This is a genomic window from Maribacter sp., assembly GCF_016744255.1.
Classification (GTDB): domain Bacteria; phylum Bacteroidota; class Bacteroidia; order Flavobacteriales; family Flavobacteriaceae; genus Maribacter_B.
In genome coordinates this window covers 13,231-27,043 of record NZ_JADGES010000045.1, presented here as the reverse complement: position 1 = coordinate 27,043, position 13,813 = coordinate 13,231, and the positions used below count along the sequence as shown (strand labels likewise).

The 13,813-nt window shown below is 32.4% G+C and carries 17 protein-coding genes; 3 read left to right on the top strand and 14 right to left on the bottom strand.

The genetic code is table 11. The features are described from left to right. The first annotated feature begins 230 nt into the window (after positions 1-230). The 3 genes from QZZ51_RS09335 (at position 231) to QZZ51_RS09325 (ending at position 1,436) form a co-directional block, all read left to right on the top strand. Complete coding sequence (locus QZZ51_RS09335) at positions 231-575, top strand: cupin domain-containing protein (RefSeq protein ID WP_366511960.1); 345 nt, start codon at positions 231-233, stop codon at positions 573-575. Positions 576-643: 68 nt separating this feature from the next. Next, on the top strand, positions 644-1,039 hold the full coding sequence (locus QZZ51_RS09330; protein ID WP_291868980.1) for a group III truncated hemoglobin: 396 nt from the start codon (positions 644-646) through the stop codon (positions 1,037-1,039). A 130-nt stretch (positions 1,040-1,169) separates the two neighbouring features. After that, positions 1,170-1,436, top strand: a complete 267-nt coding sequence (locus tag QZZ51_RS09325; protein WP_291868978.1) for a DUF2807 domain-containing protein — start codon at positions 1,170-1,172, stop codon at positions 1,434-1,436. 63 nt (positions 1,437-1,499) lie between these two features. Here the strand turns inward: QZZ51_RS09325 and hisIE are convergent, their stop codons facing one another. The 14 genes from hisIE to fabG all read right to left on the bottom strand — a co-directional run bounded on the left by hisIE (position 1,500) and on the right by fabG (position 13,776). Next, positions 1,500-2,099 (bottom strand): bifunctional phosphoribosyl-AMP cyclohydrolase/phosphoribosyl-ATP diphosphatase HisIE, encoded by a 600-nt coding sequence (gene hisIE / locus QZZ51_RS09320; RefSeq protein ID WP_291868976.1) that lies wholly within the window; start codon positions 2,097-2,099, stop codon positions 1,500-1,502. 23 nt (positions 2,100-2,122) lie between these two features. Continuing rightward, the gene (gene hisF, locus QZZ51_RS09315) at positions 2,123-2,878 is read right to left on the bottom strand and encodes an imidazole glycerol phosphate synthase subunit HisF (RefSeq protein WP_291868974.1); all 756 of its coding nucleotides are present in this window, start codon (positions 2,876-2,878) and stop codon (positions 2,123-2,125) included. A gap of 23 nt (positions 2,879-2,901) precedes the next feature. Continuing rightward, the gene (gene hisA / locus QZZ51_RS09310; protein WP_291868972.1) at positions 2,902-3,630 is read right to left on the bottom strand and encodes a 1-(5-phosphoribosyl)-5-[(5-phosphoribosylamino)methylideneamino]imidazole-4-carboxamide isomerase; all 729 of its coding nucleotides are present in this window, start codon (positions 3,628-3,630) and stop codon (positions 2,902-2,904) included. Then, the gene (locus QZZ51_RS09305) at positions 3,627-4,052 is read right to left on the bottom strand and encodes a GNAT family N-acetyltransferase (RefSeq protein WP_291868970.1); all 426 of its coding nucleotides are present in this window, start codon (positions 4,050-4,052) and stop codon (positions 3,627-3,629) included. Before QZZ51_RS09305 ends, hisA begins: the two co-directional genes overlap by 4 nt. Next, entirely contained in the window at positions 4,052-4,633 is a 582-nt protein-coding gene (hisH, locus tag QZZ51_RS09300; protein WP_291868968.1) for an imidazole glycerol phosphate synthase subunit HisH, read from the bottom strand. The genes QZZ51_RS09305 and hisH overlap by 1 nt, the downstream gene beginning before the upstream one ends. A 44-nt stretch (positions 4,634-4,677) precedes the next feature. Further along, positions 4,678-5,817, bottom strand: a complete 1,140-nt coding sequence (gene hisB, locus QZZ51_RS09295; RefSeq protein ID WP_291868967.1) for a bifunctional histidinol-phosphatase/imidazoleglycerol-phosphate dehydratase HisB — start codon at positions 5,815-5,817, stop codon at positions 4,678-4,680. A gap of 1 nt (position 5,818) precedes the next feature. Continuing rightward, positions 5,819-6,865 carry a histidinol-phosphate transaminase gene (gene hisC, locus QZZ51_RS09290; protein ID WP_291868965.1) on the bottom strand — a complete coding sequence of 349 codons (1,047 nt, stop codon included), beginning with the start codon at positions 6,863-6,865 and terminating at the stop codon, positions 5,819-5,821. 4 nt (positions 6,866-6,869) lie between these two features. Further along, positions 6,870-8,153, bottom strand: a complete 1,284-nt coding sequence (hisD, locus tag QZZ51_RS09285; protein ID WP_291868963.1) for a histidinol dehydrogenase — start codon at positions 8,151-8,153, stop codon at positions 6,870-6,872. Next, positions 8,146-8,592: a GNAT family N-acetyltransferase gene (locus tag QZZ51_RS09280; protein WP_291868961.1), complete on the bottom strand. Its 447-nt coding sequence runs from the start codon at positions 8,590-8,592 to the stop codon at positions 8,146-8,148. The genes hisD and QZZ51_RS09280 overlap by 8 nt, the downstream gene beginning before the upstream one ends. Before the next feature lie 9 nt (positions 8,593-8,601). Continuing rightward, positions 8,602-9,459: an ATP phosphoribosyltransferase gene (hisG, locus tag QZZ51_RS09275; protein ID WP_291868959.1), complete on the bottom strand. Its 858-nt coding sequence runs from the start codon at positions 9,457-9,459 to the stop codon at positions 8,602-8,604. A gap of 246 nt (positions 9,460-9,705) precedes the next feature. Beyond that, positions 9,706-10,521: a prohibitin family protein gene (locus QZZ51_RS09270; protein ID WP_291868958.1), complete on the bottom strand. Its 816-nt coding sequence runs from the start codon at positions 10,519-10,521 to the stop codon at positions 9,706-9,708. A 12-nt stretch (positions 10,522-10,533) separates the two neighbouring features. Next, positions 10,534-12,561 carry a vWA domain-containing protein gene (locus QZZ51_RS09265; protein WP_291868956.1) on the bottom strand — a complete coding sequence of 676 codons (2,028 nt, stop codon included), beginning with the start codon at positions 12,559-12,561 and terminating at the stop codon, positions 10,534-10,536. Between the two features lie 136 nt (positions 12,562-12,697). Further along, positions 12,698-13,012: a YbjQ family protein gene (locus QZZ51_RS09260; protein WP_291868954.1), complete on the bottom strand. Its 315-nt coding sequence runs from the start codon at positions 13,010-13,012 to the stop codon at positions 12,698-12,700. A 17-nt stretch (positions 13,013-13,029) separates the two neighbouring features. Continuing rightward, positions 13,030-13,776 carry a 3-oxoacyl-[acyl-carrier-protein] reductase gene (fabG, locus tag QZZ51_RS09255; RefSeq protein ID WP_291868952.1) on the bottom strand — a complete coding sequence of 249 codons (747 nt, stop codon included), beginning with the start codon at positions 13,774-13,776 and terminating at the stop codon, positions 13,030-13,032. Positions 13,777-13,813: the final 37 nt, after the last annotated feature.

Below are 13,813 nucleotides of genomic sequence, written 5' to 3'. Positions count from 1 at the left end.
CACTTATAAAGGATAAGAAGACCCTTTTATAAACTATGATAGAAATACGAAGTAAACTACCTCTAGGAGCAAGCCCCGAGGTATTCGTAGGAAAACAACCTTAAAATTTCGAGGCAAGCCTCGGAGCATTTAAATCTCGATTATCGAGTAACAGTCCTTTTAGTTAGCCAAGTACCATTAAATGAGAATATAAAAGCTTTTTAAATTATAACAGAACAATAAAAAATAACATGATGAATACAGCATCTTTATTAGAGAATATTACATACCAAGAAAACGATAAACCTACAGTTACGGTTTTATTAAAAACGGCGAATACCAAAGAAGTACGTATAGTAATGAAAAAAGGGCAATGCATGAAAGAGCACAAAGCGCCCTACCCTATTATTATTGAAATGTTTGATGGAGAAATTGATTTTGGCATAAACGGAAACAAACAAATCTTAAAAAAAGGAGATATGATTGCTTTGGAAGCCAATGTACCGCACGATTTATCTTGTTTACAAGAAAGTATTATTCGTTTATCTATTTCCGTACAAGATAAAGTAGAACGCGTTAACCAAGTTATAGCATAAAAAAATTAGGTTAGCGCTTATTAGCTTTGTTATTATACAATTAGAAAAGAAAAAACACCCTTTACTACATGGTAAAAAATATAGAAAATAGAGAAGACATACGTGTATTAGTACATACTTTCTATAGACATATAAGAGAAAATGAGTTGCTAGGCCCCATTTTTAATAGTCATATAAAAGAGGAACAATGGCCGGCGCATTTAGAGAAGCTAACCGATTTTTGGGTAACCGCACTTTTAGGAGACGTCTGTTTTAAAGGAAACCCTACCATAGCACACCGAACGGTAGATAAAAATTTGAACCACTCCATTGCTCCCTATCATTTTGAGCAATGGATCACCTTATGGCATTCTACCATAGATAGCTTGTATGTGGGAGAACTAGCCAATAGAGCAAAAATGACCTCCGAAAGAATGGCTATGGGACAATTTAATGCCATTTGTAGTTTTAGAGATCCAGAGTAATAAAAAAGTGGTTTAAAATGACAATTGTATTTTGTGTGGTTGGGGCTTATCCTAGTACAACAAAAACCAGCTTTAACATGCTTATGGCTAGTGTATAGTTTAGTATTGTTGTTCTTGAGGTTAACTTAAAATGATGACAGCAGACTCTAAAATAGACTTGTTTGGCACCGCAGAACATGTTAAGGCAAAGTTATCTGCAGATAGTGAATTAAAAGATTACGATTTAGAAATTGAAGACTTAGAACTGGATCTTCTTGCCGATTCAAGGGCTTATTTAACGGTTTCTAATACCATAGATATAGAAGCCAAAGCAGGGAGTAAATTTTATTACAAGGGAGATGCTATTATAACTCACGAAAACATAAATAGCGGTTCAAGAATCATTAAAAAGGATTAACAAAACCAAAAAAAGGGTGCTTCTTATAAACACGTAAGAAGCACCCTTTTTCGCCTCATGGTATTATTTTTCTCTACCTTTTAGAACCGTCTCTACATCTTTCAAAGTAAAACCTTTTGCTTGTAGAAGCATTAGATAGTGAAAGAGTAAATCGGCACTTTCGTTTAAGAATAAATCGTCATTATCATCCTTTGCTTCTATAACAACTTCTACAGCTTCCTCTCCTACTTTTTGCGCTAGTTTATTAATTCCTTTTTCAAAAAGAGAAGCAACATAAGATGTAGTACCATCCGAAGTTGTTCTTCTTTGTTCTATAGTTTTTTCTAATTGTGATAAAAAACCAAAATTAGATATGTTTTCTTCTTTCCAGCACGTATCTGTTCCTGTATGACACGTTGGTCCTACGGGATTTACGGAAATCAATAAGGTATCATTATCGCAATCATTTTTTATAGCAACAAGGTTTAAGAAATTACCACTTTCCTCTCCTTTGGTCCACAACCTATTTTTTGTTCTACTATAGAAAGTAACTTTTTTGGATTCTATCGTTTTGGCATAGGCCTCTTCATTCATATACCCCAACATCAATACATTTTTAGTAGTGGCGTCTTGTATAATTGCAGGAATTAAACCATCGTTATTTTTATTAAAATCTATGTTCATTATGTTTCTTTTATCGTGTTCTATTATAATCGAACCGGAATTTCATTTTTCTTTAATTCTTTTTTTAAATCTACGATTTCAATCTCTTTAAAATGGAAAACACTTGCTGCTAGTGCTGCATCTGCTTTTCCTTCGAGAAAAGTATCTGTAAAATGTTGCATGGTTCCTGCTCCGCCAGATGCAATTATAGGAATATTCAATTCCGTAGATAAGCGTGCTAATGCCTTATTTGCAAATCCGTTTTTTGTGCCATCATTATTCATGGATGTAAATAATATTTCACCAGCACCCCTTTTTTCTACCTCTTTTGCCCAATCGAATAAATTAAGTTCCGTAGGTACCTTTCCTCCCATTAAATGTACTATCCAAATCCCATCGATTTTCTTTGCATCTATAGCCACCACAATACATTGGGAACCAAATTTAGCCACTAAATCGTTAATCAATGGAGGATTTTTAATAGCAGAGGAATTTATAGATACTTTATCTGCTCCGTTTTGTAACAGAACATCTACATCTTCTACAGAAGAAATTCCACCACCAACGGTAAACGGAATATTTACTTTTTCGGCTACATGATATACCAACTCTGCTAATGTTTTTCTGCGTTCTTCGGTTGCTGAAATATCTAAAAAAACTAGTTCGTCGGCACCTGCTTCTGCATAAATTTCTGCCAATTCCACAGGGTCACCAGCATCTCGTAAATCAACAAAATTGATTCCTTTAACGGTTCTTCCGTTTTTAATATCTAAACAAGGAATTATTCTTTTAGTAAGCATTTGTTTAATTATTTAGTTTGGAATTATTTAGAAAGGATAAAATTTTCTAGCTGTTTTAAACTTATTCTATTTTCATAGATAGCCTTTCCTATAATAGTTCCTTCACACCCCATTTCTTCTAATTTAGGTAACTCATCAAAAGTAGATATACCACCACTCGCTATAAGCTTTAAGCCAGACTGAGATTGTTCTAGTATTTTTTTGTATAAATCAAAAGAAGGGCCTTCTAGCATACCATCTTTACTAATATCTGTGCAAATAACATAGTTTATACCTTCTTTTTGATATCCTTGAACAAAAGGAACCAACTCTTCTTTAGATTCTTCTAACCAACCAGAAACGGCTACCTTTTCATCCATTGCGTCTGCACCAAGAATAATTTTATTCGCTCCATACGTAGAAATCCATTGTGTAAACCTTTCACGATTCTTAACAGCAATACTTCCTCCTGTTATTTGGTTAGCACCACTATTAAAAGCTATACGCAAATCATCATCTGTTTTTAAACCGCCACCAAAATCTATTTTTAGGCTAGTTTTAGAAGCAATTTGTTCTAAAATCTTATGGTTTACAATATGTTTAGACTTTGCCCCATCTAAATCTACTAAATGCAGGTATTCTATACCGTGCGCTTCAAATTCTTTAGCGACTTCTAAAGGGTTCTCATTATACACTTTTTTAGTGTCATAATCTCCTTTTGAAAGTCGTACACATTGTCCTTCAATAATATCTATTGCTGGTATTATTCTCATTCTAATTTTTGTTTATCTATGGACATCCATAAAGGAGAATCTCCTATTACTTTAAATCCATATTTAATATAAAGCTCTTGCGCATCTTTTGTTTTTAGCGCTAAAGTGTTTAGTTTTTTAATTACATCATGCTTAAGGATAAAAGAAATTAACTGTTTTCCTATACCTTTCCCTTGAAATTTTTCATCCATAATAACATCCATAATATATCCAAAAAAAGTATAATCGGTAACTACTCTCGCAAAACCAATTTGAATATTATCTTTAGTATATACCCTAAAACATAAGGAGTTTTCAATAGTGCTTTCCACCTCTTTTAAAGACCTTCCTTTGCCCCAATACGAAATAGAACCTATATAATTATGAATGAAATTTACATTCAATAATTTTTTATCGGTAGATATATAGTAAGATGTACTCATTACATTTCTAAAAAATTACGCAATATTTGTTCTCCGACTTTACTACTTTTTTCTGGATGAAATTGTGTTCCGTAAAAATTTCCTTCTTGCAAAGCAGCACTATAATTAACACCATAACCCGAAACGGCAATGGTTTCTTTACAAAGTGGCGCATAAAAACTGTGCACCATATAAATATGTGATTTTTCGGGAATAGCAGCAAAGAGTTTGGATTTTAGATCTGCTATTTCATTCCATCCAATCTGTGGGACTTTTACGTCTGTAATAAATTTTACCACATCTATATTAAAAATACCTAGACCTGTAGTTTTTCCTTCCTCAGAAGAATTGCACATTAATTGCATACCCAAACAAATCCCTAAAACAGGTTGTTTTAAAGTAGGAACCAATGTATCTAAACCACTTTTTCTAAGTTTAGTCATAGCACTACTGGCCTCTCCTACGCCTGGAAAAATAACTCTATCCGCAGCCTTTATTTCCTCTACATTATCCGTTAAAACAGCCTCGTACCCTAAACGCTTAATAGCAAATTTTATACTTTGAATGTTTCCTGCTCCGTAATTTATAATTACTATTTTCATTTTTATATAAGTAGTTAAGTAGCTAAAAAATATCAACTTCTTAATTATAACATTCCTTTGGTACTTGGCAAAAACATTTTGTTTGCATCTCTTTTAACTGCCATTTTCATTGCTTTTGCAAAAGCTTTAAAAATACCTTCTATTTTATGATGCTCATTAATACCCTCTGCTTTTATGTTTAAGTTGCATTTAGCCCCATCGGTAAAAGATTTAAATAAATGGAAAAACATTTCGGTTGGCATTTTACCAATCATTTCGCGTTTAAACTCCGCATCCCATTCTAGCCAATTACGGCCACCAAAGTCCACAGCAACTTGTGCTAAACAGTCATCCATAGGTAAGCAGAAACCATAACGTTCTATACCTAATTTATTTCCTAATGCTTTATGGAACAATTCTCCTAAGGCAATCATAGTGTCTTCAATAGTATGGTGTTCATCTACATGTAAATCTCCATCTACTTTTACGGTTAAATCCATTGAACCATGCCTACCTATTTGGTCTAACATATGGTCAAAAAAGTCAATGCCTGTAGCAATGTTATTCTTTCCAGAACCATCTAAATTTAGTTTAATATAAATCTTAGTTTCGTTGGTATTACGGGTAATTTCTGCAACTCTATCTTCTAGTTTTAAAAATTCATAGATTTCTTCCCAGTTCGTAGATGTTATAGCAATAGCATCCTGGATACTCTTTTTATTCGCCTCTATTTCGTCTGCTCCTAATTCTGGGTCTTCCGATAAGAAGATGCCTTTAGCTCCCAAATTTTTAGCCAATTCCATATCTGTAATACGGTCACCTAAAACAAAAGAGTTTTTTAAATCGTATTCATCGTCATTAAAATACTTGGTTAGTAAACCTGTTCTTGGTTTGCGAGTTTCTGCATTTTCATTGGGGAACGTTTTGTCTATATAAATAGCAGCAAATACAACTCCTTCTTTCTCAAAAGCAGCGATAATTTTATTTTGCGCTGGCCAAAAAGTATCTTCAGGAAAAGAATTGGTTCCCAAACCATCTTGGTTGGTAACCATAACTAATTCATAATCCAATTCATTGGCTATTTTTGCCATATATTGAAATACTTTTGGGTAATATTCTAACTTCTCTAAACTATCTAACTGATAATCTACAGGAGGCTCTAATACCAAGGTTCCGTCGCGGTCTATAAAAAGTACTTTTTTCATTTTATATTAGTTCTTTTAAAGCTTTAATCAATACTATATTTTCCTCTCTTGTCCCAATAGTTAAACGTAATGTGCTAGAGCATCCAGATTGTGTACTTCTATTACGAACCACAATTCCTTTTGCAATTAGTTCTTTATATCTTGTATCAGCATCATCAAACTGTACGAGAATAAAATTGGCATCGGAAGGATATACTTTAGTTATACAATCCATTTTAAGCAATTGGTCCATTACAAATTCTCTTCCTTCTAATAATCTTCCAATTTTCTCTTGTATTAAGGGTAGATTTTCTAATTTACTAAGCGCCTTCTTTTGCGTTAGACTGTTTATATTATAAGGTAATTTTATGCGGTTTAATACTTCAATAATTTCTTTAGAAGCGTAGCACATTCCCAAACGAATACCCGCTAAACCATAGGCTTTAGATAAGGTTTGGATAATAATTAAATTAGGAAATTCTTTTAACCTTTGCAGCCAACTAGGCTGATTGCTAAAATCTATATACGCCTCATCGATAACCACTAGCCCCTTAAACTGGCTTAGTAACTCTTCTATTTTTTGTATCTCTATAGAATTACCCGTTGGGTTGTTAGGACTGCAAATAAAGAGCATTTTTGTGTTCGCATTGCTTGCCTCTAAAATAGCATCCACTTTAGGTTGAAAATCTTCTGATAGATTTACTTTTTTTAATTCTATATCGCTAATATTCGCTTGTACCTCATACATTCCAAATGTTGGTGGAAGTACAATTACATTGTCTTCTCTAGGTTGGCAAAAAGCATTAAAAAACAGGCTAATTAATTCATCGCTACCATTACCCAATAAGATATTTTCTTCCGAAATATTTTTAATTTCAGAAAGTCTAGCTCTTAGTCCACGATGCTGTGGGTCTGGATATCTATTCAATCCATTTTCAAATGGACTTTCATTAGCATCTAAAAGCATCATTTTATCGCCATTTCCTTGAAACTCGCCTCTGGCTGAAGAATATGCTTTTAATTTCCGTATGTTTGGCCTTACTAGACTATCTAAGTTGAAATTATCCATTTCTTTATTCTAAACTTTTTAAACGTAATGATACGGCGTTTTTATGTGCCTGTAAACCTTCAGCTTCCGCCATTAATTCAATAGCTTTTCCTATTTCTTGAATACCTTTTGGTGCTATTTTTTGAAAAGTCATACTTTTTAAAAAACTATCTAAATTTACACCGCTATATTGTTTGGCGTAACCGTTAGTTGGTAAGGTATGGTTGGTTCCTGAAGCATAATCTCCTGCGCTTTCAGGAGTGTAATTACCTATAAAAACAGAGCCTGCATTCTTAATTTGATTTATAAATAAATCTTCATTAGTAACACATAGAATATAATGTTCTGGCCCATATTCATTGATTAAATCAATAGCTGTTTGGTCCTTTTCTACAAAGATTAATTTACTATTTGCAATTGCTTTTTCTGCAATATTTTTTCGTGGCAGATCATTGATCTGTTTTGTTATTTCAATCTCTACTTTTAAAATAAACTCTTTTGATGTAGAAACTAAAATTACTTGACTATCTATACCATGTTCTGCCTGACTTAATAAATCGGACGCTACAAAAGCTGCATTTGCAGAATCGTCTGCCATTACCAAAAGTTCACTAGGACCTGCAGGCATATCTATGGCAACACCATGTTTGGTTGCTATTTGCTTTGCTACCGTTACATATTGATTTCCTGGTCCAAATATTTTATATACTTGCGGAATAGTTTCTGTACCAAAAGTCATTCCTGCAATTGCCTGAATTCCACCAACTTTAAAAATCTTAGTAACACCACATAAATTAGCAGTATACAGAATTGCTGGATGTACATTTCCTTCCTTATCTGGTGGAGTACACAAAATAATTTCTTCGCATCCTGCAATATTAGCAGGTATTGCCAACATTAAAATGGTAGAAAATAGTGGAGCTGTACCACCTGGAATGTATAAACCTACTTTTTGAATAGGACGTTTTTCTTGCCAACATTGTACGCCGGTTGCAGTCTCTACCTCTACTTTAGTAGTTTTTTGAGCTTTATGAAAAATTTCAATATTTGCTTTTGCAAGTTGAATAGCTTTTTTTAAATCTTCTGAAACAGTTGCTACAGCAGAATTAATTTCTTCTAAGGCTACTACGTTACAAGTAAGGGTTACACCATCAAATTTTTGGGTATAGTTATTTATAACAGCATCGCCACCTTCTTGGACTTCTTTAAAAATACCATTTACGGTATCTTCTATATCTGCTACCGTTTGTGTTGGTCGCATCAGAATAGTTTTCCAATCTTCGCTATTTGGATTATATATTTTATTCATTATTTCTATCAAAAACGTTTCTCATGTGGTATCCTTCAGCAACATATCCTTGGTCTTCCCAAAATTGGATACCTCTTTTATTAGTTACGTAGCAGTTTATTTCACTACTATTACAACCTATTTCTTTGGCATGGTTTAAAATCCAATCTAACATTAATTTACCAACACCCATACTACGGTATTCTTTACTAATAAAAACATTATCGGGCTCTATATGCTTACCAATATAGAATTTGTTAAGAATCCAAAAACCACAAATACCAATTAAATTATCCACATGGTAAACTCCAATACATTGGTAGTTCATTTTTTTCATTTCGAATAATCTCTCTTTTAAAACATCCTCTAACACTTTTCCACTATTTAGTTGCGATATTAATGGAATTATGGTTTCTAATTCGTTTTTAGGAATTAAATTAATTCTGAGTATCTTTTCCATAGCCATAAACTATAATACCATTTTTTCAATAGGGCAAACTAATAAGCCCTCTGCTCCTGCTTGTTTAAGTTCATCTATAACTTCCCAAAATTTATTTTTATTAATAACGGTATGTACAGAACTCCAACCTTCTTCAGCCAATGGTAATACAGTAGGGCTACGCATGCCAGGTAATAAAGATATAATTTCATCTAATTTGTCATTAGGAGCATTTAAAAGAACATATTTAGACTGTCTTGCCGTTAATACTGCCTGAATTCTAAACTGTAATTTTTCAAGTATTTCTTTACGTTCTTCTGATATTTTAGGGGATACAGCAAGTACTGCTTCACTCTTTAACATCACTTCAACCTCTTTTAAGCCATTTTTAAATAAAGTGCTGCCACTAGAAACAATATCGCAAATACCATCGGCTAGACCAATATTAGGAGCTATTTCTACAGAGCCATTAATTATATGGATATCTGCTTTAACTCCTTGTTTATTTAAATATTCTTTTACCGTATTTGGGTACGAAGTAGCTATACGTTTTCCTTCGAAATAAGTAACAGAAGGGTATTCCACTGCTTTAGGTACAGCTAAACACACTTTGCATTTTGAAAAACCTAGCCTTAAGTCAAAAGCGATTCCTTCTCCTTTTTCTATTAAAACATTTTCGCCTATAATAGCTATATCTACAACACCATCTTTAAGGTATTGCGGAATATCCCCATTTCTAAGATAAAAAACTTCCATAGGAAAGTTTCTGGCAGATGCCTTAAGCTGGTCTTTGCCATTGTCTATAGATATACCACAGTTTTTTAGTATTTCTATGGAATCTTGATTAAGACGTCCTGATTTCTGAATTGCAATTCTAATTTTAGTCATTCTTTTTATATTTTGCTCGGAAACCAAAAGGATTAAAAAAACAAAACCCGTTTGATTTCTCAAACGGGTTATATATATTTAGTTTACACAATACAATATCACCTCGCTTGAGAGCCAGTATGAAAATGATGATGTGTATTTGTATTTTTCATGATACTGTAAAAGTAAAATTTATTTTAATCTAAAAAAATTAAAAATCATTTTTTTAACAACTATTCATATTTTCTTAATAAACCTAACAGTAATTTAGTTATTCCCTAAAATTAAAGGCAAGCCTGATTCGCCACCACCAACAATAATTACTTTTGCATTTGGAGACTCGGATAACTTAATTGTTGCGTCAATACCTTTATCTCGTAAAATTTTATCTGTTAAAGATGCACTTAAAATTTTATTAGCATCAGCTTTACCTTGTGCTTCAATGGTTACTTTCTCTGCTTCTTTTTTGGCAGTTACTAAACGAAATTCATATTCTAAAGATTCTTGCTCTTGCTTTAACTTACGTTCAATAGCTTCTTTAATAGTACCTGGCAAAGTTACATCACGCACTAAAATTTCATTTAACTGAATATACTGTCCATCTACAATTTTCTTTGTTTCTTCATAAATTTCTGCTTGAATAGCATCTCTTTTACTAGAATATAATTGTTCTGGTGTATAACGACCTACAACACTTCTTGCTGCCGAACGAATAGTTGGCAATAGCACTCTTTGAATGTATTCTTTCCCTTTTTCTTGATGTAATTTTCCAAGAAATTCTATTTTAGGCTGAAACCATGCAGAGGCATCTAACTTAATTTCTAATCCGTTAGAAGAAAGTACTTGCATTTTTTCAAATACTTCTTGTTGTCTTACTTCATAAACAAAAACGTCATTCCATGGAGCAACAAGATGAAATCCTTCACCCATTGCAGGCTTATCAGTTACTACTCCACCATCAAAAGTTTTGTATAATACCCCGGCCTGTCCAGAAGTTATTGTTACTGCTGATTTAGAGATTAATATTGCTAATACAATTAATGCAAATACTACGGGTATTGCAATTTTAGGTAACTTATCCATTTATCTTATTTTTTAAATTAAACCGTTATATTTTCTTAAAAACCATTCTAGAGCTAAGGCTAATGCAATAATACCCAAAAGAATTCTAAAGTCTACCAAAGGTACAATATTTTCAGTCCTCTTTTGTACTGGAAAAAAGGCATTATTAGTCAATAATTGTTTTTTTAATTCTGTAACCTCATTCGGGAAAAACATACGACCGTTTGCATTACTGGCTAAAGTTTCTAATTTCTTTGCATTAGTAGATAAAAATTGTTCTTCCACATTAAAATCTACAATAGTGAAAGTGCCCGATTTGGAATAACCTTTATCTAATAAAGAAACCTTAAAGCTATAATCTCCAGGTGTTAGGTTAGAAATATCTACTTCAAAAAAATTAGATTTTAAAAGCATAGGAATTTCCTTTTTTACTCCTGTATCCTTGTTTTTAATAGTGGTTAAAATATTAACATTAGAATCAAAAGTAAAAGACTCATCGAAATAAGTGGCTGTTATTTTTGCTTCATTGTTTCCTTTATATATGGATTTATAATCCACATTTAATCGACTCTTATTTTTAGTGCTCGTTAAGTAGATTATAATTTTTCCTATAAAAGTATCAAAATTTCTAAAGTTTTGGGTGTTTCTATACTCTTGAACTCTCCATTTCCAAATATTCTCTCCAAACCAGAAAGCTTCTTTTTTAAGATTATTTTCGGAAACCATAAGTAAAGGATTATCAATATCAATCCCCTTTACGGTCATTTTTAAGATAGATTCCATATTCTTACTTATAGTGATGGGTCCTGCATTAGATTCTAAAGGAGGATACTCTTCTATTTTAAATTCAGAAATATCGAATTTAGAGAAGGTAGGATTTAATTTAGGTAAAACATCTTGAATAGGATACCCATTTTGTATGACTACATTTTTCTGAATACTATTTAAAAATTTCCAGTCTGTTTTAATACCAGTTATAGTAAAAGAAGTAGCTTGTTTTTTATTAATAAAATTATAGATATTTAAAAAAGAAGGGTTTGGTTGGTATAAAATAAATAAATCTATTTTTTCTAAAGTTGCTGTATCTGCTTTAGGAGAAATTAAAAATACTTGTCGTTGCTCATTAACTTCAATGCTCTTTTTTAAAGCCCCTATATCTGGGTGAAGTATGGAAGAAACTATACCTATTTTCGTAGTCTCATCTATAACTTCTACATATGTAGATTTTTGGTTATTAAAGCGGTTTTTTTCATTTTCTAGGGCAGCTATAGAAACACTAATAGGTTTTACGCCAATACTCCTAGCTTTTAAAGTGGTACTTATGGTTTTTGAGTTATTGTTTTCTGAAAAACTAATGTTTTCTTGATATTCTTTTTTACCATCTATAGTAATACTAAGTGTCTTATTTATTTTGGTTTTCCCATTATAATTAACTACAATTTCAATTGGAAACCTATTTTTTAAGAAGGAATACGGATTGCTATTTATCTGTTCAATTTTAATATCATCATACCTAGTAGTGTCTCCTATACAAATAGGAAATATCCGAAAATCTTTTTTTACTTTTAAATGCTCATAATCTCTACCAATAGTCTGATTGCCATCTGTTATTAAAATAACAGCAGTATTTGTTCTAGCGTAAATATCCTCCGCGGTTTGTAAAGCTTTAGTGATATTGGTGTTTCTTTCTATAAAAGAAAGAGAGTCCTTAATCTTAAATTTTTCACCAAAAGAATAGGTATTAATATTAAATTTGTCTTTTAATGCCTTATCTGAATGTAATTCTTTCAGTGTGGTATTTACAATTTTACTTTCTTTTTTAATCGAAGAAGAATTATCTACTAAAAGAACCAAGTTTGCTTTTTCTACTTGGTATTTATTTTTGGTAAACTTAGGATTTATTAAAAGTAATAAAACTCCGAATATGGATATAAATCGTAAAAAGGAAAGACCAATTGTGGTCTTTCCTTTTATTTTTTGTTTGTAATAATATTGAAAAAGTACTAGAATTAGGGCTACTATAGCAGCCAGAATAATAAATAGTACCGTTTGTGTTTGCATGTATTAATTATCTCTATTCTCGAAATTTTCTTTCTTTTTGTCTTCGATTCTTTTAACTATCAAATAAATTAGAATAGCAAGCAAACCGCCATATAATAAAAAGATTATAACAAAGGGAAAAAAACCCATTTTTAGATTATTTCAGTTTTACAGCAGTACCATACGCTAGCATTTCTGCAGCTCCTTGCATAACCTGAGAAGTTGTAAAACGAACATTAACGACTGCATCTGCCCCTAAAGCTTGTGCATCATCTAGCATGCGTTTAATAGCTTGCTCTCTGGAGTCTGCTAATAATTTGGTGTATTCCGATATTTCTCCTCCTACAATATTTTTAAGACCAGCGAAGATATCTCTACCAATATTTCTGGCTCTTACTGTACTTCCTCTAACTGCCCCTAAAGTTGTTTCAATTTCTTTACCAGCAATAGTTTCTGTTGTTACGTAAATCATAAGTAGTATTTAAAATATTAAGTAAGCATTCCTCCATCTACATTCAGAACTTGACCGGTAACATAGCCCGATAAATCGGATGCAAAGAATAAACATGCATTAGCTATATCTTCAGGAGCACCTCCTCTTTTTAAAGGAATTCCATCTCTCCATCCTTGCACTACTTTATCTTCTAATTTAGCAGTCATTTCCGTTTCTATAAAACCTGGTGCAACTGCATTACAGCGTATATTTCTAGACCCTAATTCTAAGGCAATAGATTTTGTAAAACCAATCATTCCTGCCTTAGAAGCAGCATAATTTGCTTGTCCCGCGTTTCCTTTTACACCAACAACGCTGCTCATATTAATAATAGAGCCTTTACGCTGTTTAAGCATGGTACGTTGCACTGCTTTTGTCATGTTAAAAACAGATTTAAGATTAATTTCGATAACTTTATCAAAATCCTCCTCGCTCATTCTCATTAACAAATTATCTTTTGTTATACCTGCATTATTAATTAATACGTCTATACCACCAAAATCTTCTAGAACTTTGGCTACCAATTCCTGGGATTCGCTAAAACTTCCTGCGTTACTTTTATATGCTTTGGCTTTTACTCCTTTGCTACTTAATTCTTTTTCTAATTCTAAAGCAGGAGCTTCACTAGAACTATATGTAAAAGCAACATTTGCGCCGTTGTCTGCAAATACTTGTGCTATTCCCGTTCCTATTCCTCTACTTGCCCCCGTAATAATTACGTTTTTTCCTTCTAATAATTTCATACTAGCCTAATTTGTTATTTAAAAGTTGGTATAACAA